At 66.5% G+C, this 20,489-nt stretch carries 19 protein-coding genes; 14 read left to right on the forward strand and 5 right to left on the reverse strand.

What is annotated here, in order from left to right:
- Positions 1-46 precede the first annotated feature (46 nt).
- A complete protein-coding gene (gene hxuC, locus FHW81_RS21360; RefSeq protein WP_023090686.1) occupies positions 47-2,602 on the forward strand; it encodes a heme receptor HxuC in 2,556 nt (851 codons plus the stop codon).
- 6 nt (positions 2,603-2,608) lie between these two features.
- Here the strand turns inward: hxuC and lepB are convergent, their stop codons facing one another.
- Both lepB and FHW81_RS21370 read right to left on the reverse strand, forming a co-directional pair.
- Entirely contained in the window at positions 2,609-3,148 is a 540-nt protein-coding gene (gene lepB, locus FHW81_RS21365; RefSeq protein ID WP_003082673.1) for a signal peptidase I, read from the reverse strand.
- 76 nt (positions 3,149-3,224) lie between these two features.
- Complete coding sequence (locus FHW81_RS21370; RefSeq protein WP_003112365.1) at positions 3,225-5,276, reverse strand: S9 family peptidase; 2,052 nt, start codon at positions 5,274-5,276, stop codon at positions 3,225-3,227.
- Positions 5,277-5,424: 148 nt separating this feature from the next.
- Here FHW81_RS21370 and FHW81_RS21375 point away from each other — a divergent pair, with 148 nt between their 5' ends.
- From FHW81_RS21375 to FHW81_RS21390, 4 genes are all read left to right on the forward strand, one after another.
- On the forward strand, positions 5,425-5,898 hold the full coding sequence (locus tag FHW81_RS21375) for a hypothetical protein (RefSeq protein WP_003086834.1): 474 nt from the start codon (positions 5,425-5,427) through the stop codon (positions 5,896-5,898).
- A gap of 63 nt (positions 5,899-5,961) precedes the next feature.
- Entirely contained in the window at positions 5,962-6,423 is a 462-nt protein-coding gene (locus FHW81_RS21380) for an HIT family protein (RefSeq protein WP_003082677.1), read from the forward strand.
- Between the two features lie 3 nt (positions 6,424-6,426).
- On the forward strand, positions 6,427-7,200 hold the full coding sequence (locus tag FHW81_RS21385; RefSeq protein ID WP_003082680.1) for a class II glutamine amidotransferase: 774 nt from the start codon (positions 6,427-6,429) through the stop codon (positions 7,198-7,200).
- Between the two features lie 26 nt (positions 7,201-7,226).
- Positions 7,227-7,751 (forward strand): DUF2937 family protein, encoded by a 525-nt coding sequence (locus FHW81_RS21390; RefSeq protein ID WP_003082681.1) that lies wholly within the window; start codon positions 7,227-7,229, stop codon positions 7,749-7,751.
- Positions 7,752-7,759: 8 nt separating this feature from the next.
- Here the strand turns inward: FHW81_RS21390 and FHW81_RS21395 are convergent, their stop codons facing one another.
- A complete protein-coding gene (locus FHW81_RS21395) occupies positions 7,760-8,620 on the reverse strand; it encodes a LysR substrate-binding domain-containing protein (RefSeq protein ID WP_003082684.1) in 861 nt (286 codons plus the stop codon).
- Positions 8,621-8,787: 167 nt separating this feature from the next.
- On the opposite strand from FHW81_RS21395, the gene phnW reads away from it, so the two are divergent.
- Together phnW and phnX are read left to right on the forward strand one after the other, a co-directional pair.
- Complete coding sequence (gene phnW, locus FHW81_RS21400; RefSeq protein WP_003086851.1) at positions 8,788-9,903, forward strand: 2-aminoethylphosphonate--pyruvate transaminase; 1,116 nt, start codon at positions 8,788-8,790, stop codon at positions 9,901-9,903.
- 35 nt (positions 9,904-9,938) lie between these two features.
- Positions 9,939-10,766, forward strand: a complete 828-nt coding sequence (gene phnX, locus FHW81_RS21405; protein WP_003100114.1) for a phosphonoacetaldehyde hydrolase — start codon at positions 9,939-9,941, stop codon at positions 10,764-10,766.
- A 50-nt stretch (positions 10,767-10,816) separates the two neighbouring features.
- On the opposite strand, the gene FHW81_RS21410 is transcribed toward phnX, so the two are convergent.
- Positions 10,817-11,728, reverse strand: a complete 912-nt coding sequence (locus FHW81_RS21410) for a LysR family transcriptional regulator (protein WP_003082689.1) — start codon at positions 11,726-11,728, stop codon at positions 10,817-10,819.
- Positions 11,729-11,835: 107 nt separating this feature from the next.
- Here FHW81_RS21410 and FHW81_RS21415 point away from each other — a divergent pair, with 107 nt between their 5' ends.
- Positions 11,836-13,194, forward strand: coding sequence for an MDR family MFS transporter (locus FHW81_RS21415; RefSeq protein WP_023085059.1), 1,359 nt, complete (start codon positions 11,836-11,838; stop codon positions 13,192-13,194).
- Positions 13,195-13,207: 13 nt separating this feature from the next.
- Positions 13,208-13,594, forward strand: a complete 387-nt coding sequence (locus FHW81_RS21420) for a DUF4440 domain-containing protein (RefSeq protein ID WP_003082694.1) — start codon at positions 13,208-13,210, stop codon at positions 13,592-13,594.
- 7 nt (positions 13,595-13,601) lie between these two features.
- Here FHW81_RS21420 and FHW81_RS21425 read toward each other — a convergent pair whose 3' ends face one another.
- Positions 13,602-14,216: a TetR/AcrR family transcriptional regulator gene (locus tag FHW81_RS21425; RefSeq protein ID WP_003082696.1), complete on the reverse strand. Its 615-nt coding sequence runs from the start codon at positions 14,214-14,216 to the stop codon at positions 13,602-13,604.
- 157 nt (positions 14,217-14,373) lie between these two features.
- Between FHW81_RS21425 and FHW81_RS21430 the strand changes: the two genes are divergently transcribed.
- From FHW81_RS21430 to cyoD, 5 genes are all read left to right on the forward strand, one after another.
- Positions 14,374-15,915, forward strand: a complete 1,542-nt coding sequence (locus tag FHW81_RS21430; RefSeq protein WP_023086419.1) for an MFS transporter — start codon at positions 14,374-14,376, stop codon at positions 15,913-15,915.
- Between the two features lie 626 nt (positions 15,916-16,541).
- Entirely contained in the window at positions 16,542-17,537 is a 996-nt protein-coding gene (gene cyoA / locus FHW81_RS21435) for a ubiquinol oxidase subunit II (RefSeq protein WP_003082702.1), read from the forward strand.
- A 6-nt stretch (positions 17,538-17,543) separates the two neighbouring features.
- A complete protein-coding gene (gene cyoB, locus FHW81_RS21440) occupies positions 17,544-19,520 on the forward strand; it encodes a cytochrome o ubiquinol oxidase subunit I (protein WP_003082705.1) in 1,977 nt (658 codons plus the stop codon).
- Between the two features lie 3 nt (positions 19,521-19,523).
- Positions 19,524-20,153, forward strand: coding sequence for a cytochrome o ubiquinol oxidase subunit III (gene cyoC, locus FHW81_RS21445; protein ID WP_003086858.1), 630 nt, complete (start codon positions 19,524-19,526; stop codon positions 20,151-20,153).
- Positions 20,153-20,488 (forward strand): cytochrome o ubiquinol oxidase subunit IV, encoded by a 336-nt coding sequence (gene cyoD / locus FHW81_RS21450; RefSeq protein WP_003109258.1) that lies wholly within the window; start codon positions 20,153-20,155, stop codon positions 20,486-20,488. The genes cyoC and cyoD overlap by 1 nt, the downstream gene beginning before the upstream one ends.
- Position 20,489: the final 1 nt, after the last annotated feature.

Genomic DNA, 20,489 nt, shown 5'->3' on the forward strand with positions numbered 1-20,489 from the left:
CGCCGCTGCCGGCGACATCCAGCAGTCACTTGGGGAGAGTTCCAGCATGACCTTGCCTTTCACCCGCGCCGCCTGGCGCCCGCTGTGTTCCGCCGCCGTACTCGGCGCCGCGTTGTGGGCCGCCGGCGCCAGCGCTGCCGAACGACGCTTCGACCTGCCGGCGCAGCCGCTGGCCGCCTCGCTGTCGCGCCTGGCGCAGCAGGCGCAGGTCCAGGTGCTGTTCGACGAGTCGCTCCTGCGGGGCCTGCGCGCTCCGGCGCTGAGCGGCAGCTACGGGGTGCGCGAGGCGCTGGAGCGGTTGCTGGTCGGTTCCGAGCTGGAGCTGGTGGAGGCGGGCGGCGGCTACGTGGTGCGCCGGCGCCAGGTCGATGCCTACAGCGACAACGCTCTGCAACTGGACGCGCAGACCATCGTCGGCAACGGTCGCGAAGTGGACGCCAGCAACGTCGGCCGTTCGACCCTGACCCAGCGGGATATCGAACGCCAGCAGGCGGACAACATCCCCAGCCTGCTGCAGACCCTGCCCGGAGTGACCATGGGCGGCTCGCCCAAGCCGGGCGGACAGACCACCAACATCTGGGGCCTGGGCGACGCCGAGGACGTGCCCTATACCCTGGACGGCGCGCAGAAGAGCGGCTTCGAGCGCTACCAGCAGGGCACCGTGTTCATCGAACCGGAAATGATCAAGCGCATCGAGGTGGAGAAGGGACCGCACTCGGTGTTCACCGGCAATGGCGGCTTCGGCGGTACCGTGCACATGGAGACCAAGGACGCGCCGGACCTGCTGCGCGAAGGCCGCGACGTCGGCGCCATGCTCAAGTACGGCTATCACTCCAACGACCAGCAGAAGATCTACTCCGGCGCCGTGTTCGGTCGCAGCGAAGACCGCCGCGTCGATGCCCTGCTCTATCTCAACGGTCGCGACGGCCGCGACATGAAGCTGGCCGACAACCTGCCGCTGTCGCCCACCGACTACCCGATCAACCCCAAGCGCCTGCCCAACAGCGCCCAGGACGAGAAGACCGGCCTGTTCAAGCTCAACCTGCACCCCACCGAGGAGCACGACCTGGGTTTCACCTACCTGCGCTCGAAAAGCTCGCGCTGGACGCCGTTCTCCGCCAGCAGCTACCCGACCCCGCCGAGCCAGTGGACCATCGACCGCTACGGCTACGAGCTGGGCCTGACCCGCCTGCTGGCCCACCGCGATACCACCGACACCACCTGGACCGGCAAGTACAACTACCATCCGCTGGACAACCCCTGGATCGACCTGCAACTGAGCTATTCCGACGCCCGCACCGAGCAACTCGACCGTCGCGAGGACACCGCCTTCTACCAGCTCGCCACCGGTGGCAAACGGATGCGTACCGAGTACCAGGACAAGGTCCTGGAGCTGCGCAACACCAGCCGTTTCGATACCGGAGCGCTACAGCACGAGCTGACCCTGGGCGCGGCGCTGCACAAGCACAAGCGCGACATCCTCATGCACATGCCGGGCAAGACCTACGAGACCCCGCGCTACAACTACGGCTGGCTGCAACCGGCATTCATGCCGGCCGGCAAGCAGGACACGCAGAGCTTCTACATCCAGGACGCGATCACCTACGGCAGCCTGACCGTCACCCCATCGATGCGCTTCGACAGCGTGCGCAACGACGGCCAGGCCAACCTGGCGCCGATCTACGACAATCCCAAGCTCGGCCATGACTATCGCGCCCAGACCTACTCCGGCTGGTCGCCGCGGCTGTCGGTGTTCTGGACCGCGACGCCGAACCTGGCGTTCTTCGCCGACTACACCGAGACCTGGCGAGCGCCGGTGATCGACGAGCAGTACGAAGTGCAGAACAGTTCGACCATCGGTGGCAGCAGCCGCGACCTGGACGCCGAGCGCATCCATGCGATCCGTGGCGGCAGCGTGATCAACCTGCCGGACCTGCTGGTCGCCGGCGACAGCCTGCAGATCCGCACCACGTTGTTCCAGAACCGCATCAAGGACGAGATATTCCGCACCCGCAGCGTCGGCTGCCGCCAGCAGTCGATCGACAACGGCAGTATCGGTGGTAGCTGCGGCGACATGCTGCCGCTGAGCAACTACCGCAACTTGCCGGGCCTGACCATCAAGGGCTTCGAGATCGAGAGCTTCTACGACAGCCAGCGGCTGTTCGGCAGCCTGTCCTACTCGTGGATGACCGGCAAGCACGATGGGGCCTACAGCAATCCCTGGGGACCGAACGTGTGGGCGCGCGACATCCCGCCGCCGAAGTGGGTGGCCATGCTCGGCCTGAAGGTTCCGGAATGGGATGCCAAGCTCGGCTGGCAGGGCGAGTTCGTGCGCAAGACCGACCGCCTGCCCAGCGATCGCTACAGCGGCGGGATGGGTACCGGTTCCGGCGATATCTACTGGGATCACGCGGCCAACGACAGCTACGACACTCATCGGCTGTTCGCCGAGTGGGTCCCGGCCAAGCTGGGCCTGAAGGACACCCGCATCGACTTCACCGTGGACAACCTGTTCAACCGCTCCTATCGCCAGCCGCTGGGCGGCGACCTGGTCTACAGCCAGGGACGCAACGCCAAGATCAGCGTCACCCAGTTCTTCTGAGGGGCGTCAGCGCACCGAACCGATGCGCCGGGTGTCCTCGGCATACCAGACGGCGAACACCCGGCCGACCAGGTCGGCGCGCGGTACGTAGCCCCAGTAGCGGCTGTCGTTGGAGTTGTCGCGGTTGTCGCCGAGCATGAAGTATTGGCCGGCGGGGACGGTCCGCTCGGCCATGCGCAGGGAGTCCGGCTGGCGCAGCGCCTGTTGCGCCAGGTAGGGCTCCGTCACCGGGCGCTCATTGACGTAGAGCCGGCCGCCATCGATCCGCACGCGATCGCCGGGTATCCCGGCGATGCGCTTCACATAGGCGATGCTGCGCTGCGGCGGGAAGCGGAACACCACCAGGTCGCCGACCTGCGGGTCGGCGAAGGCGTAGCGCGCGGCGTTGGCGAGGATGAAGTCGCCCTGTTGCAAGGTCGGTTCCATCGAGCGCGAAGGGATCTTGTACAGCGCCACGCCGAGGAGCCGTGCGCGCGGGTCGAGACTGGCGGTGCCGAACGGATTCGCCAGGTAGACGGCCAGCATGATCGCGGCGAGCAGGCCCATGGCGGGCCAGAAGCGTCGTTTCACGAAGGTTCCCTTTTTCGTGGCGGAAGGCCGGCGTCGCCGGCCCCCGCGGTGGTCATACCAGGCCGAGGACCTTGAGCAGGAAGGCGTATTCCAGCGCCACGTCCTTCAGCCCCTGGTAGCGGCCGCTCATGCCGCCGTGGCCGGCGCCGAGGTCGGTCTTGAGCAGCAGCAGGTTGGCGTCGGTCCTGGTCGCCCGCAGTTTCGCCACCCACTTGGCGGCTTCCCAGTACTGCACGCGGCTGTCGTTGTAGCCGGCGACCACCAGCAGGTGCGGGTAGTCTTGGGCCCTGACGTTCTCGTAGGGCGCGTAGGCGGCGATCCGCGCATGCACCTCGGGCTCCTGCGGGTTGCCCCACTCATCGTATTCGGTGACGGTCAGCGGCAGGTCCGGATTGAGCATGCTGTTCAGCACGTCGACGAAAGGCACCTCGGCGATGGCCGCGCCGAACAGTTGCGGGCGCTGGTTGAGCACCGCGCCGATCAACAGCCCGCCGGCGCTGCCGCCGCTGATGGCGAGACCCTCGGGACGGCAGTAGCCCTCGGCGAGCAGGTGCTCGGCGCAGGCGATGAAGTCGTCGAAGCTGTTCTGCTTGTGTTCCAGCTTGCCGGCCCGGTACCAGGCTTCGCCCAGTTCGCCGCCGCCACGGACATGGGCGATGGCAAAGACGAAGCCGCGTTCGAGCAGGCTCAGGCGGGCGTGGGAGAACCAGGGATCGAGGCTATGCCCGTAGGCGCCGTAGCCATAGAGATAGAGCGGCGCGGGGCGCCCGGCGGCGATGCCGTCGAGGACTTCCTTGCGCGCCACCAGGCTGACCGGCACCTGCGTGCCGTCGCCGCTGCTGGCCCAGATGCGCCGGCTGGCGTAGGCGTCGGCGTCGAATGGGCCTTCCACCGGGGTCTGCTTGAGGACGGTCTGCGTGCCATCGGCGAGGTTCAGCTGGCGTACCTGCGCCGGACGGTTCAGGGCCTCGTAGCGCAGTCGCACGCAGGGGCTGTCGAATTCCAGGCTGTCCTGCACGTAGAGGCTGTAGGCGGCGTCCGGCAACTGCACGCGGTAGGCCGGCAGGCCCTGCGGTTGCACCTCGATAACCGGCAGGCCGCCGTCGCGCAGGCCGAGGATCACCGCCTCGGCGTTCAGGCTGACATCTTCCAGGGTCCGCTGCGGGTCGTGGGCCACGCGCAGTTGCCAGTGCTCGCGAGTCGGCCGCGACTCCTCGGCCTGGTAGAGGGCGAAGTTGATCCCCGCCTGGTTGCTGCGGATCAGCCACAGGCCCCGGCCGTCGAGGCGACCGTGGTCGGGGTAGTACTCGTGGCCTTCCTCGCGCGGCGCCAGGCAACGGAACGTTCCCTGCGGCTGGTCGGCGTCGAGCACCCAGGCCTCGCTGGTGGTCTTGCTGTTGAGCAGGAGGATCAGCTGGCGTTCCGAGCTGGAGCGGTAGCAGTGCAGGAAGAAGCGCCCGTCGCCTTCCTCGAACACCAGCTCGGCGCCGGCCTCGCCCAGGCGGTGGCGATAGAGCTTGTGCGGGCGGTGGGTGTCGTCCAGTTCGCCGAAGAACAGCGTGCGGTTGTCGTTGGCCCAGGTCAGGCTGCCGTCGCAGTCGTCGAAGGGCAGGGCCTGCACCGCGCCGCTGGCGAGGTCCTTGACGAACAGGCGGTAGATCTCGTCGCCGCTGGTGTCCAGGCTGTAGGCCAGCAGGCTCTGGTCGGGGCTGATGCTGAAGGCGCCGAGGGAGAGGAAGCCGCCGTCGGCCAACTGGTTGGGATCGAGCAACAGTTGCTCGGCGCCTTCGTCGACCGCCAGGCTGCCGTCCGCCGGACGCGGGCAGCGGTAGTGGCGCGGGTATTCGTCGCCGGCGGTGGTGCGCTGGTAGTACAGCCACGGACCCCACGGACTGGGCAACGACAGGTCGGTCTCGCGGATGCGTCCCCTGATCTCCTCGAACAGGGTCTCGCGCAACCCGGCCTGGTCGGCCAGTTCGCTATCCAGGTAGGCGTTCTCGGCCTTCAGGTAGTCGAGCACCTCCGGGGCGTCGCGCTCCTCCAGCCAGGCGTAGGGGTCGCTTCCGGCGTCGCGGCGGGCGATGGGGGGCTGCGGATGGGGCATCGGGAATCCTCGTCGATCCGGCCATGCGCGAGGCCGGGAAATCTGAATAAAACTGGCGGCGCGGCGCCCGCCATCGGTGGGTAGGCGCGTCGGCATGCAAAAGCGGCTATCATAAGCCCCCCATCACCGCTATCGCCACGCACGCCGCATGAATGAACAAGACTATCTGATCGCCTGGGGCGCCTACGCCATCGCCGGACTCGGCCTGATGCTGGTGTTCTGGCTGATGACCGGCTGGATGTGGCGCTGGCTGCGCGAACCCCTGCGGCTGATCGTCTTCATCCTGCTGTTCACGCCGACTCCGGTGGACCCGCAGAACGACCTCTACGCCCCGGCCATCGCCATCACCGCGCTGGATGTCGTGTTCAAGGTCGGCAACAACGCCTGGCGCGCGGTCTCTGACCTGGCCCTGGTGGCGCTGCTCGGTTTCGGCCTGTACCTGCTGATCGCCGCCATCCGCTGGCCGCTGGAGCGGGCCTGGAAGAATCGTCGGCATCCGTCGCAGGACGCCGAGGACGAGCCGACCCTGCGGCAGATGATGCAGCCCGAGTTGATGCCGGACGTCGACACCCGCACCGACGAGCACGGCGACCGGCGCATGCGCATCGAGCCGCGCCTGTAGCCTTTCGCGACGAAATCCATTCTTGCGCTACGCCCGGCAGGCGTTCAGCATGAGGCGAGGCCTATGTCGGGATTTCCCATGGATTGCGTGTTCTGCGCCATAGCGGGTGGCCGCGAGCCGGCGCACAGACTCTTCGAGGACGAGCATTTCATCGTCCTGCTGGACATCTTTCCGCTGCGACCGGCGCACGTGCTGATCGTAGCCCGCGAGCACGCCCCGCACCTGAGCGATCTTTCCGCCGCCGCCCGCGACGCCCTCCTGGCGCTCGCCGAGCGTATCGGTCGCGCATTGCGCCGGGCCGGTTTCGGCGTGGAAGGCATCAACCTGTTGCTCAACGATGGCGTGGCGGCCAACCAGCACGTGGCGCACCTGCATCTGCACCTGATTCCCCGGCGTCGCGGCGACCTGCCGCGACTGCTCTGGCGCGCCCTGACCCGTTTCCTGCCGGTCGGTCGCGCGAGCCTGCAGGCGCGTCTGCAGCGGGAACGAGAACTACTACGTACAGCCTTGCTCAGGGAGGTTTGAGCCATGTGTGAACTATTGGGCATGAGCGCCAACGTCCCGACGGACATCGTCTTCAGCTTCACCGGACTGATGCAGCGCGGCGGCGGTACCGGCCCGCACCGCGACGGTTGGGGCATCGCCTTCTACGAAGGACGCGGCGTGCGGCTGTTCCAGGACCCGCTGGCGAGCGTCGATTCGGAGGTGGCGCGGCTGGTGCAGCGCTTCCCGATCAAGAGCGAGACGGTCATCGGGCACATCCGCCAGGCCAACGTCGGCAAGGTCGGGCTGAGCAACACCCACCCCTTCATCCGCGAACTCGGTGGGCGCTACTGGACCTTCGCGCACAATGGCCAACTGGCCGACTTCCAGCCCAAGCCCGGTTTCTACCGCCCGGTCGGCGAGACCGACAGCGAGGCGGCCTTCTGCGACCTGCTGAACCGCGTGCGCCGGGCTTTCCCCGAGCCGGTGCCGGTGGAGGTGCTGTTGCCGGTGCTGATCTCGGCCTGTGACGAATATCGCAAGAAAGGTGTGTTCAATGCCCTGATCAGCGACGGCGACTGGCTGTTCACCTTCTGCTCCAGCAAACTCGCCTACATTACCCGCCGTGCGCCATTCGGCCCGGCGCGGTTGAAGGATGCCGACCTGACCGTGGACTTCCATGCGGAAACCACGCCGGACGATGTGGTCACGGTGATCGCCACCGAGCCGCTCACCGACAACGAGAACTGGACCTTGCAGCAGAGCGGCGAGTGGGTCCTCTGGTGGGGCGGCGAGGTGTTGGCCAAGGGGCGGGTCTGAATCGCCGCCGTGAACGAGGAGAGCGCATGTTCCGCAGTTACCTGAGACTGCTGCTGTTCACCCTGGGCCTGCTGCTCGGGGTGCAGGTGCCCGGTTTCATCGACGACTACGCCAAGCGCGTCGACGCCCATCGCCTGGAGGCCGCGCAGAACATCCAGGGCTTCCAGCAGACCGCCGGGCAGTTCTTCAACGGTAGCCTGGAGGAACTGGTCAGGCATTACCGCAGCAACAGCGATCCGGTGTTCCAGCGCGACGGCGAGAACCTCGACCGCCTGATGCGTCGCGCGCGCATGCTCGACGCTGAGTGGCAGGCCATGCAGGGTCCCTGGTACGCCCGCGCCTGGCACATGCTGCGCGCACCGAACCATGAGTTGCTGATGGAAACCTATGCCAGCTACAGCTACCAGGTCCTGCTCAAGCCCGAGGTGATCGCCTGGGGCCTGGGCTGCGCCTTGCTGGTCGCCTGGATCGCCGAGCTGATCGTGTATTCGCTGGCCTCGCTGTTCGGCTTCGGCGAAGACCGCCGCACCCGCGAGCGTCACTGGAGCTGAGGCGCGACTCAGGCCGCCGCCAGTTCCAGGAATGCCCTGATCACCCGTAGGCCGCGGCGCTTCTCCAGGCAGCCGATCAGGTGGCGGTTGGTCAGCTCGGGACCGACCAGCGGCACCGCGCGAACCCGCGGATCGTTGCCGACCTCCAGGGAAGACACCACGCCGACGCCCAGTTCGGCGGCCACCGCTTCGGTCACCGCTTCCCGGCTGTCCAGCTCCAGCAGCACCCGTGGCTGCACGCCCTGCTCGGCACAGGCGCGGTCGAAGGTGCGGCGGGTGATCGAACCGGGTTCGCGCAGCACCATGATCTGCTGGTCGAGCTCTTCCAGCGGTACGCCTTCGTTGCGTTCGCACCAGGGATGCTGGCGAGGCAACAGGGCGCAGATGCGCGAATTCACCAACTCCTCCAGGAACAGCCCGGGACGCGCCTCGACCTCGGTCAGCACGGCGACGTCGACGTGTTCGCTGAGCAGCGCCGCGAGGGTCTCCTGGGCGTTGCCCAGACGCAGGTTGACGGTGATTCCCGGATAGCTCGCGCGCAGCCGGGCGAGCATCGGCATCACCAGGTGCGGGCCGTCGGCGGCGACTTCGAGGCGGCCGGAGACCAATTGTCGATTGGCGTCGAGCAGGGCCTCGGCTTCTTCCTCCAGGGCGAACAGGGTGCGCGTGATCGCCACCAGGCGCGAGCCCTCCTCGGTCAGTTCGATGCGCCGGGCGGTGCGCCGGAACAGGGTGACCTGGTAGTGCTCCTCGAGTGCCTTGACGTGTCCGGTCACCGCCGGCTGGCTGATGCACAGGCGCTCGGCGGCGCGGGTGAAACTGCCTTCGCGGGCGACGGCGTCGAAGGCGCGGAGCTGGAAGAGATTCATGGTATCGGCCTGGCTTATGGCTGGCATCGGAACAAACAATTTGAACGATAGTAGCGCGGCGCTCACCTTATGTCTCCAGGCTTCCCTGGAACGCCGGCGCGGAACGACCGCCCGGACCGCGAAGCCCGATCCGGTTTCTTTGGCCGATTCCCGCAGAGGAAATGAGCATGAGCACTGCCGAACGCGCACCCATCCTGCTGACCCCCGGTCCGCTGACCACCTCCTACCGTACCCGTCGGGCGATGATGGTCGACTGGGGCTCCTGGGACAGCGATTTCAACGAACTCACCGCCAGCGTCTGCCAGCGCCTGCTGAAGATCGTAGGCGGCGAAGGCAGCCACACCTGCGTACCGTTGCAGGGCAGCGGCACCTTCGCCGTGGAAGCGGCGATCGGCACCCTGGTGCCGCGCGACGGCAAGGTCCTGGTGTTGATCAACGGTGCCTACGGCAAGCGCCTGGCGAAGATCTGCGAGGTTCTGCAACGGCCCTTCAGCACCTTCGAGACCGAAGAGAACGTGCCGACCACCGCCGCTGACGTCGAGCGTCTGCTGGCCGCCGATCCGGCGATCAGCCATGTGGCGCTGATCCACTGCGAGACCAGCACCGGCATCCTCAATCCGCTCGAGGCCATCGCCAAGGTCGTCGAGCGTCACGGCAAGCGCCTGATCGTCGATGCCATGAGCTCCTTCGGGGCGATCGGGATCGATGCCCGGAAAGTTCCGTTCGATGCCTTGATCGCCGCCTCCGGCAAGTGCCTGGAGGGCGTCCCCGGGATGGGCTTCGTCTTCGCCCGCAGCGCCGCCCTGGAAGCCAGCGCCGGCAACTGCCACTCCCTGGCCATGGACCTGCAGGACCAGCACGCCTATATGCGCAAGACCGGGCAGTGGCGCTTCACCCCGCCGACCCATGTGGTCGCCGCCCTGCACGAAGCGCTCAGCCAGTACGAAGAGGAGGGCGGCCTGCCGGCGCGCCAGCGGCGCTACGCGAGCAATTGCGAAACGCTGCTCGGCGAGATGGCCCGGCTCGGTTTCCGCAGCTTCCTGCCGGCGGAAATCCAGGCGCCGATCATCGTTACCTTCCACGCGCCGCGCGATCCGCGCTACCGCTTCGCCGACTTCTACCAACGCGTGCGGGAGAAGGGCTTCATCCTCTATCCGGGCAAGTTGACCCAGGTGGAAACCTTCCGCGTCGGCTGCATCGGCCACGTCGACGCCGCGGAGATGCGGCAGGCGGTCGCCGCCATCGGCGAGGCGCTGCGCGAACTGGAAGTCCTCGAGATCTGAACTGAACGACAACGAGCAGAAAAGGGTTCACGACAATGAATTACAACCAGCCAGCCACCCTCCAGGCCGCCATCCTCGACTGGGCGGGAACCGTGGTCGATTTCGGCTCCTTCGCGCCGACCCAGATCTTCGTCGAGGCTTTCGCCGAATTCGGCGTCCAGGTCAGCCTGGAGGAAGCGCGCGGTCCGATGGGAATGGGCAAGTGGGACCACATCCGCACCCTCTGCGACATCCCGGCGATCGCCGAGCGCTACCGCGCCGTCTTCGGCCGCCTGCCCAGCGACGACGATGTCACCGCCATCTACGAGCGCTTCATGCCGCTGCAGATCGAAAAGATCGCCGAACATTCGGCGCTGATCCCCGGCGCCCTGCAGGCGATCGCCGAACTCCGCGGGATGGGCCTGAAGATCGGTTCCTGTTCCGGTTATCCGGCGGTGGTGATGGAGAAGGTGGTAGCCCTGGCCGAGACCAACGGTTACGTCGCCGACCACGTGGTGGCCACCGACGAAGTGCCCAACGGCCGGCCATGGCCGGCCCAGGCGCTGGCCAACGTGATCGCCCTGGGGATCGACGATGTGGCGGCCTGCGTGAAGGTCGACGACACCTGGCCGGGTATCCTCGAAGGGCGCCGCGCCGGGATGTGGACGGTGGCGCTGACCTGCTCGGGCAATGCCCTGGGCCTCACCTACGAGCAGTACAAGGCGCTGCCGGCGGCCGAACTGGAGCGCGAGCGGACGCGTATCGAACAGATGTTCGAAGGTTCGCGTCCGCACTACCTGATCGAGACCATCGCCGAGCTGCCGGCGGTGGTCCGCGACATCAATGCGCGCCTGGCGCGCGGCGAGATGCCGCAGGGTAACTGAGCCACGTCTGTGCCGAGGCCGCCGCGGGCAACCGCGGCGGCCTCGGTTTTCTAACCGGCGTCCGGGTGCCCCAGGCGAGTCTTGAGGAAGTCGATGAACGCGCGGACCTTCGACGGCAGGTGGCGGGTCGGCGGATAAACGGCATGCACGCCCTGGAGCGGAAACCCGTGGTCCGCCAGCAGGCGTTGCAGTGCGCCGCAGCGCAAGTCGGCCTGCACCAGCCAGTCCGGCAGCACGGCGATACCCAGGCCGTCGAGGGCAAAGGCGCGCAGGGCCGCGGCGTTGTCGGCCAGCAGCATGGGATGGCGCGGTCCGCGGTAGCTGCGCAGGGCGCCGTCGGGGGCGCGTACTTGCCAGGGCAGGGAGTCCGCCAGCCGGCTGTGACCGAGATTCTGCAGGCGCTCCAGACTCTCCAGGTCGGTCGGCGGCGGTTCGCCGAGCGCCGCCAGGCAGGCCGGGCTGGCCACCGCCAGGACCTCGAAGCTGGCCAGTTGCACCGCATGGTGGGTGGAGTCCTCCAGGCGCCCCAGGCGGATGGCGACGTCGAAGCGTTCGCCAATCAGGTCGGCATGCAGCGATGAGGTCGACAATTGTACCTGCAACGCCGGGTGCAGCCGGGCGAATGCCTGCAGGGCCGGCACCAGTTGGCGCAGGCCGTATTCCTGGGTGGTGGTGACGCGCAGGCTGCCACGCAGTTCGCCATGCTCGGCGCGGGCGTCGTCGATGGCCAGGCGCGCCTCGTCGAGCACCTTCACGCAGCGCTGGTAGAAGCGTTCGCCAGCATCGGTCAGGGCCATCCGCCGGGTGCTGCGGCTGAGCAGAGAAACGCCCAGCTCGGCCTCCAGCCGCTTGAGGTTGAAGCTGACTACCGCACGCGTCTGGCCGAGGGTGTCGGCGGCGGCGCTGAGGGAACCGCAGTCGACCACGGCGCGAAAGGTTTCGAAGCGGTCGAGGCTGACCATGGAAGGCGTCCCTATTGTCAAATTCGATTTGACAGTCTATGCGCGATTAGCCTCTCCAGATAGCGCGAGCGCCTCGCTATGCTCCCCGGCAAACCTCCGGAGCGCCCATGAATCAACCGTCCCGCCTGGCCACTTTGTACCTGCTGGGGTTCGCCCTGGACCTGGTGAACATCTTCATCGCCAGCGTCGCCTACCCGGACATCGGGCGTTCCCTTGGCGCTTCGGTGGCGACCCTGGCGTGGATCGGCAACACCTACCTGCTCGGCTTGACCCTGGTGATTCCGTTGAGCGTCTGGCTCGCTTCGCGCCTGGGAGAACGGCGACTGATGCTGCTGGCACTGGCCGGTTTCGCCAGCGCTTCGCTGGGTTGCGGCCTGGCTGGATCGGCGGCGACGTTGATCGTCTGGCGCCTGTGCCAGGGGTTGGCCGGCGGGTTGCTGATCCCCCTCGGCCAGGCCATGGCCTATCGGAATGTCCCGGCGTCGGCACGGGCCGGCCTGACCGCACGGGTGATGCTGGTGGCGCTGATCGTTCCCGCCGTGGCGCCTGCCCTCGGCGGCTGGCTGGTGGACAGCCTGTCCTGGCGTGGGATCTTCTTCGCCAGCGTGGCGCCGGCGCTGCTGGTGCTGGCCCTGGCGATGCGCTGGCTGCCCAGGCACAAGCATGCGGCGCAGCGCCTGGACCTGCGCGGCCTGCTGCTCGGCTCGGCGGCGCTGGCCACGCTGCTGGTGGCGCTCGCCTGGCTGGGATCGCCCGGCGGCGGCGGGCGTGGCCTGCTCCTGGCGCTGCTGGCCTGCGTGCTGGGCTGCTGCTACTGGCGTGACGGGCGCGCTCGTACCGACGCGCTGCTCGACCTTGGCTTGCTGGAGGCGCCATTGCTGCGTACGGCGATGCTGGTCTATCTCTGCGTGCCGGGAGCCTTCATGGGCGCCAACCTGGTCGCCATGCTCTATCTGCAACGCCCCCTCGGCCTCAGCGCGAGCCGTGCCGGTGCGCTGATGCTGCCCTGGGCGCTGGCGGCCGGCCTGGCCATCGGCCTGACCCGGCGACGCTTCAATCGCTGGGGGCCGAAATCCTTGCTGCTGGCGGGCATGGCGATACAGGCCGGCGGCCTGCTGTGGCTGGCTCGAAGCGGGGAGGGGAGCGGCTTCTGGCAACTGGCGGGGGCCTACGCGACCATGGGATTCGGCGGCAGCCTGTGTAGCAGCGCGGCACAGGGCATGGCCTTGCTCGACGTCCCGGCGGCGCGCATGGGCCATGCCAGCGCCTTGTGGAACATCAATCGGCAACTGGCGTTCTGCCTGGGCATGGCCGTGCTCGGTGGGTTGCTCAACCTGTTGCAGGCGCGGGCCGACCCCGCGGCCTTCGTCCACTGCTTCCTGTTCGCCGCCGCTTTCACGCTATTGCCTCTGCCGTGGGTGAGGCGTATCGATTCCGCCGGGGTTCGCGCCCTGGTCCAGACCTGAAAGGAGCTACACCATGACTTGTGCCTACCGCCGGGAAATCCACCATGCCCACGTGGCGATCCGCGACTGGCTGGCCGGCGACTCACGGGCTGACGCGCTGGATGCGTTGATGGCGCGTTTCGCCGAGGACTTCTCGATGGTCACGCCGCATGGCGTGGTCCTGGACAAGACTGCTCTGGGCGAGCTGTTCCGCAGCAAGGGCGGCACCCGTCCTGGGCTGCGCATCGAGATCGACGGCGAGAGTCTGCTGGCTTCAGGCGTGGATGGCGCGACCCTGGCCTATCGGGAAATCCAGTCCGACGCGGCGGGTCGCAGCGAGCGCCTGTCCACCGTAGTCCTGCACCGTGACGACGAAGGGCGGCTGTACTGGCGCCACCTGCAGGAAACCTTCTGCGGCTGAGCCTGCCTCAGTCGCTGGCACCGAGCAGGCGCAGGAAGGCATCGGCGAGTTCGCCGGCCAGCGGCTGGGTATCCAGGCGGCCGCCGGCGATGGCGTCGTCGGCGGCGCCATGCAGCCCGGAGTAGAGCAGCAGGGCGTTCAGCCGTGGGTTGCGCAGCGGCCAGGCGCCGGCCGCCGCGCCGTTCTCCAGTAGCTCCGCCAATTGCTCCAGCACGCGGTCGCGCTCCTGGTTGCCGCGCTGGTGGTGATGGTGCTCGCTGTAGACCACATCGTGCAGCCGGTAGCCCTCCAGGTAGCCCGCCAGGCCGCTCTCGGTCCAGGCGCGCAGGCGGCCGGGATGGTCGTTCGCCGGACAGGCCTCGACGGCATTCGCGATGCGCTGCTGGAAAGCCTGGGTGAAGCGCTCGCGCAGGGCCAGGAGGATGTCGGTCTTGGCTTGGAAGTAGTGATAGAAGGTACCCTTGGCGACCCCCGCGGCAGCGACGATGTCGCTGATGGTGGTGGCGTCCACACCCTTGTCTAGGAACAGTTGCTGCGCCGCCGCCATCAGTTCCTCGAGACGAACCTCCGCAGGCTTGGTGCGCGGTTGGCGGGCAGGCTGTTCGGCGTGGCGATCGGGCATGGAGCGCGGGTCCGGTGGTTGGGTTGGCCGCAGTGTAAAAGAGCGTGGGGGGGAAGACGAGGCATGACAGGAAGATGAGAATGTTTCGCGATATTTATTGACTGACCGTCGGTCAATGGATTATTCCTGGGCCAGCGCCCTCTCATCGGAGTACTCCATGAACCCTTCGCGTCGTGTCGCCCTGGTCGCCGCCATTTACCTGGGAACCTTCATCGCCTCGCTCGACATCAGCATCGTCAACCTCGCCCTGCCGACGCTGCAGTACGCCCTGGATACCGACCTGGCCGGCCTGCAGTGGGTGGTCGACGCCTATGCGCTGTGCCTGAGCGCCTTCATGCTGTCTTCCGGACCGCTGAGCGACCGCTACGGCCGCAAGCTCACCTGGCTGCTCGGGGTCGGCCTGTTCAGCTTCGGTTCGCTGCTCTGCGCGCTGGCCACCTCGCTGCCGCTGCTGCTGTTCGGACGCGCGGTCCAGGGCATCGCCGGGGCGCTGTTGATACCCGGCGCGCTGTCGATCCTTACCCAGGCTTTCCACGATCCCGGCCAGCGCGCCCAGGTGATCGGCGGCTGGACCTCCTTCAGCGCGCTGTCGCTGATCCTCGGCCCGCTGCTCGGCGGCCTGCTGGTGGAGCACGCCGGCTGGCAGAGCATCTTCCTGATCAACCTGCCGCTCGGCCTGCTGGCGCTCGCCCTGGGCCTGTGGGGCATCGAGGAAACCGCGCACCCCGAGCACGCCGCCTTCGATCCCCTGGGGCAGTTGCTCAGCGTGGTCTGGCTGGGAGCGTTGACCTACGCCCTGATCGCCGCGGGAGAGGGCGGCTGGTTGTCTCCCACGGCCTGGCCGGCGCTGCTCCTGGCCGGGGTCGGCCTGCTTGGCTTCCTCTTCGTCGAGCGGCGGACCGCCCGACCGCTGCTGCCCCTGGGGTTGTTCCGCCAGGCCGGGTTCGCCGTCTGCAACCTGGCCTCGTTCGTCCTCGGTTTTTCCGGCTACGCCAGCCTGTTCTTCCTCTCCCTGTTCTTCCAGCAGGTGCAGGGTGCCTCGGCGCAGCAGGCCGGCTTCTACCTGGCGCCGCAGTTCCTCGCCATGGGCGCACTGTCCATGCTGTTCGGCCGGTTGCAGCGGCACGTACCGCTGCGACGCCTGCTGGTGCTGGGCTACCTGGTGATCGGCCTGGCCATGCTGGCGCTGGCCGCTTGCGGTACGGGAACCGCGTATCCCTGGGTCGGCCTGTTGCTGGTGGCGCTCGGCCTGGGCATGGGCCTGGCCGTTCCCGGCACCGGTCTGGCGGTCATGGCGAGCGTGGCCCGCGAGCGTTCCGGGATGGCCTCGGCGACCATGAATACCCTGCGCCAGGCCGGCATGGCCGTCGGCATCGCGTTGCTGGGAGCGCTGCTGAGCGGGCGGGCGATCGTCGTCCTGGGCGATCGGCTGGAGGGGCTGGGGATTGCCGATGCGCAACGGCTCGCCACCCAGGCGGTCACGTCCCATCGCTTGCCTGGTTCCCTGGCGGGGCTCGACGCCGAGCTGCCGGCCGCGCTGGCCGAGGGCTTCCGTCTGGCTATGCTGGTGGCCGGAGCCAGCGCCCTGCTGGCCGCCGCGCTGCTCTGGCGCCTGCGCGTTAGCGCCGGCCCGGCGGCGGATACAGTTGGCGCATCTGGACGAACGGCAGGGGTACAGTTGCAGGCCGATAGACACTGACTCTCGGGTCACGATGCTGGCGTGGGGGCGATTTCCTTGCGTTATGCTGCTTGAAGCGAAGAATATTCGCGTATTCCAACTGTTGTGCTAGGGTATGGCCTGCGACAACCTGTCGCAGGCAGGTAAAAGCCCTACTTTATCTATGTTTGAGAAAGTCTATTGCAAGATGTGTCATAGGCTCCTCAGCTGAAATGAATTGTAATAACTGACGCTCAGTTTCGGTCCAACGAGCGTCGCGCGAGTCTCTGCTCCGCATCGCGATAAATGGGTTCCTGCCTTGCCTGTTGCACAACAAATAGCCGACCGATAACTGCGACCTGATCACCCGGCGGGAAGGGCAATCCTTCTCGCCCAGGCATGCACGTGCCTTGGCCGCCCTTGGCCTCTTCCGGCACAGCTTCGAAAACGCTGTTCATCAAGGAACGACTCAGCGCGTGGAACGAGTCCGCCACCGGAATCGGGAAAGGTATCCGCTTGCCTTCTCCCGTGGCCGGGCAATGGCCGTTCCGTACCCCGGCGGCGACTGCATGTCTGGAACTGGCTGAAGCCAGCGGTCTCCGCCACAAGCCTTGCAAGGAGACATCCATGAGCGACCACTCGCTCCTTCCATCGATTAAGGCCGGAAGATGACCAAAGCAAACCCGTTTGCCGCATTGAAATGGCTTTCCCTGGCGCCCGCGCTGCTGCTCGGCGGCTGCGACATGACCCTGTTCAACCCGAAAGGGCAGGTGGGCATGGACGAGCGCACCCTGATCATTACCGCGACCCTGCTGATGCTGATCGTGGTCATCCCGGTGATCGTGATGACCCTGGCGTTCGCCTGGAAGTACCGCGCCTCGAACACCCAGGCCGAGTACAAGCCGGACTGGCACCACTCCAACCGCATCGAGGCGGTGGTCTGGCTGGTGCCCTGCGTGATCATCGCGATCCTCGGCTGGATCACCTGGGAAAGCACCCACAAGCTCGACCCGTACCGTCCGCTGGACTCCGAGGTCAAGCCGGTCACCATCCAGGCCGTTTCGCTGGACTGGAAGTGGTTGTTCATCTACCCGGAGCAGGGTATCGCCACGGTCAACGAGATCGCCTTCCCGAAAGACACCCCGGTGAATTTCCAGATCACCTCGGATTCGGTGATGAACTCGTTCTTCATCCCGCAGCTGGGCAGCCAGATCTACTCGATGGCCGGGATGATGACCAAGCTGCACCTGATCGCCAACGAAGAAGGCGTGTTCGACGGTATCTCCGCGAACTACAGCGGCGGCGGTTTCTCCGGCATGCGCTTCAAGGCCATCGCCACCTCCGAGCAGGGCTTCCAGGACTGGGTCGCCAAGGTCAAGGCGGCACCGGCCAGCCTGTCGATCGGCACCTATCCGGAACTGGTCAAGCCGAGCGAGAACGTTCCGCCGACCTACTTCTCTTCGGTCAGCCCGGAACTGTTTGGCCACATCCTCACCAAGTACGAGCACCACGGCGACGCCAAGGGTGCCGCGCACGGCGAGCACGCCGGGGCTGAGCACGAAGCCGCCATGACCGGTCACGACATGCAGGACATGGACATGCAAGCCATGCAGGGCATGAAAGACATGAAGGACATGCACATGCAACCGAGTACCCAGGAGTAAGCGCAGATGTTCGGGAAACTGACACTCTCGGCCGTGCCTTACCACGAGCCCATCGTCATGGTCACACTGGCCGTCGTCGCCCTGCTGGGCCTCGGCGTGGTCGGTGCGATCACCTACTACCGCAAGTGGACCTACCTGTGGACCGAGTGGCTGACCTCGGTCGACCACAAGAAGATCGGCGTGATGTACATCGTCGTCGCCCTGGTCATGCTGGTCCGCGGCTTCGCCGACGCGATCATGATGCGCGGCCAGTTGGCCCTGGCCGAAGGCGCCAACCACGGCTACCTGCCGCCGGAGCACTACGACCAGATCTTCACCGCGCATGGCGTGATCATGATCATCTTCATGGCCATGCCGTTCATGACCGGCCTGATGAACCTGGCCGTGCCGCTGCAGATCGGCGCGCGCGACGTGGCGTTCCCCTTCCTCAACTCGCTGAGCTTCTGGCTGCTCGTGGTCAGCGCCATGCTGGTCAACGTGTCGCTGGGCCTGGGCGAATTCGCCCGTACCGGCTGGGTGGCCTATCCGCCGCTGTCGGAGCTGGCCTATAGCCCCGGGGTAGGGGTGGACTACTACATCTGGGCGCTACAGATATCCGGGATGGGCACGTTGCTCACGGGGATCAACTTCCTGGTCACCGTGTTCAAGATGCGTGCCCCGGGCATGAAGCTGATGCAGATGCCGATCTTCACCTGGACCTGCACCTTCGCCAACATCCTGATCGTCGCCTCGTTCCCGATCCTCACTGCTGCGCTGGGCCTGCTGTCGCTCGACCGCTACCTGGACATGCACTTCTTCACCAACGAGCTCGGCGGCAACGCCATGATGTACATCAACCTCTTCTGGGCCTGGGGCCATCCCGAGGTGTACATCCTGATCCTGCCGGCCTTCGGTATCTTCTCCGAGGTCACCGCGACCTTCGCCGGCAAGCGCATGTTCGGCTACAAGTCGATGGTCTGGGCCAGCGCCGCGATCACCTTCCTCGGCTTCACCGTGTGGCTGCACCACTTCTTCACCATGGGTTCGGGCGGTGACGTCAACGGCTTCTTCGGCGTGGCCACCATGCTGATCTCGATCCCCACCGGGGTGAAGCTGTTCAACTGGCTGTTCACCATCTACAAGGGCCGCCTGCGCTTCAGCACGCCGATCCTGTGGACCCTGGGCTTCATGGTGACCTTCACCATCGGCGGCATGACCGGCGTCCTGCTGGCCATCCCGGGCGCGGACTTCCTGCTGCACAACAGCCTGTTCCTGATCGCCCACTTCCACAACACCATCATCGGCGGCGCGGTATTCGGCTACCTGGCCGGCTTCGCCTTCTGGTTCCCGAAAGCGTTCGGCTTCACCCTCGACGAGAAGTGGGGCAAGCGTTCCTTCTGGTGCTGGCTGGTGGGCTTCTACATGGCCTTCATGCCGCTCTACATCCTCGGCTTCATGGGCATGACCCGTCGCCTGAACCACTACGACAACCCGCTGTGGAAGCCCTACCTGGTGGTCGCGTTCTTCGGCGCCGTGCTGATCTTCTGCGGCATCGCCTGCCAACTGATCCAGCTGTTCGTCTCGGTCCGCAACCGCAAGCAACTGGCCGACGTCAATGGCGACCCGTGGGAAGGCCGCACCCTGGAATGGGCCACTTCCTCGCCGCCGCCGTTCTACAACTTCGCCGAGCTGCCGAAGGTACAGGACGTGGATGCCTTCCACGACATGAAGAAGGCCGGTACCGCCTACCGCAAGCTGCCGGCCTACCAGCCGATCCACATGCCGAAGAACACCGCCGCGGGCTTCTCCATCGCCGTGTTCGCCTTCGTCTTCGGCTTCGCCGCCATCTGGCATATCTGGTGGCTCATGGCGGTCGGCTTCGTCGGCATGATCGGCTCCTTCATCGTGCGCAGCTACAACCAGGACGTCGACTACTACGTCCAGCCCGAAGAGATCGAGAAGATCGAAAGCGCCCGTTTCCAGCAACTCGCCAAGCAGGTCTGAACCATGTCGACGGCAGTATTGAACAAGCATCTGGCCGACGCCCACGAAGTGGGCCACGACCACGATCATGCACACGATAGCGGCGGCAACACCGTATTCGGTTTCTGGCTCTACCTGATGACCGACTGCGTGCTGTTCGCCAGCGTCTTCGCCACCTACGCGGTGCTGGTTCACCACACCGCCGGCGGCCCCAGCGGCAAGGACATCTTCGAGCTGCCCTACGTGCTGGTGGAAACCGCCATCCTGCTGGTTTCCAGCTGCACCTACGGCCTGGCCATGCTCTCTGCGCACAAGGGCGCCAAGGGCCAGGCGATCGCCTGGCTCGGGGTCACCTTCCTGCTCGGCGCCGCGTTCATCGGGATGGAGATCAACGAGTTCCACCACCTGATCGCCGAAGGTTTCGGCCCGAGCCGAAGCGCCTTCCTGTCGTCCTTCTTCACCCTGGTCGGCATGCACGGCCTGCACGTCAGCGCCGGTCTGCTGTGGATGCTGGTGCTGATGGCGCAGATCTGGACCCGCGGCCTCACCGCGCAGAACAACACCCGGATGATGTGCCTGAGCCTGTTCTGGCACTTCCTCGACATCGTCTGGATCTGCGTCTTCACCGTCGTCTACCTGATGGGGGCCCTGTAATGAGCAGCGCTGCACACGACAACCACGGCGCCGGCCACGGCAGCCTGGGTTCCTACGCGATCGGCTTCGTGCTCTCGGTGATCCTCACCGCGATCCCGTTCTACATGGTCATGGACGGCGGCTTCTCGCGCCACGCGACCATCCTCACCATGGTCGTCCTCGGCCTGGTGCAGGTGGTGGTGCACCTGATCTGCTTCCTGCACATGAACATGTCGTCGGAAGGGCGCTGGAACGTGATGGCGTTCATCTTCACGGTGATCGTCATCCTGCTGGTGGTCGGTCTCTCGCTGTGGATCATCTTCAGCGCCGACATGCTGATGATGCCGATGCCCTGAG

It is taken from the genome of Pseudomonas sp. RC10-4-2 (assembly GCF_050433085.1).
Classification (GTDB): Bacteria; Pseudomonadota; Gammaproteobacteria; order Pseudomonadales; family Pseudomonadaceae; genus Pseudomonas; species Pseudomonas aeruginosa.

Excerpts from the sequence above, each read along its gene's own strand:
- FHW81_RS21415 (WP_023085059.1), top strand. The coding sequence starts at position 11,836 with ATGAATCAACCGTCCCGCCTGGCCACTTTGTACCTGCTGGGGTTCGCC.
- hxuC (WP_023090686.1), top strand. The coding sequence starts at position 47 with ATGACCTTGCCTTTCACCCGCGCCGCCTGGCGCCCGCTGTGTTCCGCC.
- phnX (WP_003100114.1), top strand. The coding sequence starts at position 9,939 with ATGAATTACAACCAGCCAGCCACCCTCCAGGCCGCCATCCTCGACTGG.
- FHW81_RS21390 (WP_003082681.1), top strand. The coding sequence starts at position 7,227 with ATGTTCCGCAGTTACCTGAGACTGCTGCTGTTCACCCTGGGCCTGCTG.
- FHW81_RS21420 (WP_003082694.1), top strand. The coding sequence starts at position 13,208 with ATGACTTGTGCCTACCGCCGGGAAATCCACCATGCCCACGTGGCGATC.
- FHW81_RS21395 (WP_003082684.1), bottom strand. The coding sequence starts at position 8,620 with ATGAATCTCTTCCAGCTCCGCGCCTTCGACGCCGTCGCCCGCGAAGGC.
- FHW81_RS21380 (WP_003082677.1), top strand. The coding sequence starts at position 5,962 with ATGTCGGGATTTCCCATGGATTGCGTGTTCTGCGCCATAGCGGGTGGC.
- cyoC (WP_003086858.1), top strand. The coding sequence starts at position 19,524 with ATGTCGACGGCAGTATTGAACAAGCATCTGGCCGACGCCCACGAAGTG.
- FHW81_RS21370 (WP_003112365.1), bottom strand. The coding sequence starts at position 5,276 with ATGCCCCATCCGCAGCCCCCCATCGCCCGCCGCGACGCCGGAAGCGAC.
- FHW81_RS21425 (WP_003082696.1), bottom strand. The coding sequence starts at position 14,216 with ATGCCCGATCGCCACGCCGAACAGCCTGCCCGCCAACCGCGCACCAAG.
- phnW (WP_003086851.1), top strand. The coding sequence starts at position 8,788 with ATGAGCACTGCCGAACGCGCACCCATCCTGCTGACCCCCGGTCCGCTG.
- cyoA (WP_003082702.1), top strand. The coding sequence starts at position 16,542 with ATGACCAAAGCAAACCCGTTTGCCGCATTGAAATGGCTTTCCCTGGCG.
- FHW81_RS21375 (WP_003086834.1), top strand. The coding sequence starts at position 5,425 with ATGAATGAACAAGACTATCTGATCGCCTGGGGCGCCTACGCCATCGCC.
- lepB (WP_003082673.1), bottom strand. The coding sequence starts at position 3,148 with ATGGGCCTGCTCGCCGCGATCATGCTGGCCGTCTACCTGGCGAATCCG.
- cyoB (WP_003082705.1), top strand. The coding sequence starts at position 17,544 with ATGTTCGGGAAACTGACACTCTCGGCCGTGCCTTACCACGAGCCCATC.
- FHW81_RS21410 (WP_003082689.1), bottom strand. The coding sequence starts at position 11,728 with ATGGTCAGCCTCGACCGCTTCGAAACCTTTCGCGCCGTGGTCGACTGC.
- cyoD (WP_003109258.1), top strand. The coding sequence starts at position 20,153 with ATGAGCAGCGCTGCACACGACAACCACGGCGCCGGCCACGGCAGCCTG.
- FHW81_RS21385 (WP_003082680.1), top strand. The coding sequence starts at position 6,427 with ATGTGTGAACTATTGGGCATGAGCGCCAACGTCCCGACGGACATCGTC.
- FHW81_RS21430 (WP_023086419.1), top strand. The coding sequence starts at position 14,374 with ATGAACCCTTCGCGTCGTGTCGCCCTGGTCGCCGCCATTTACCTGGGA.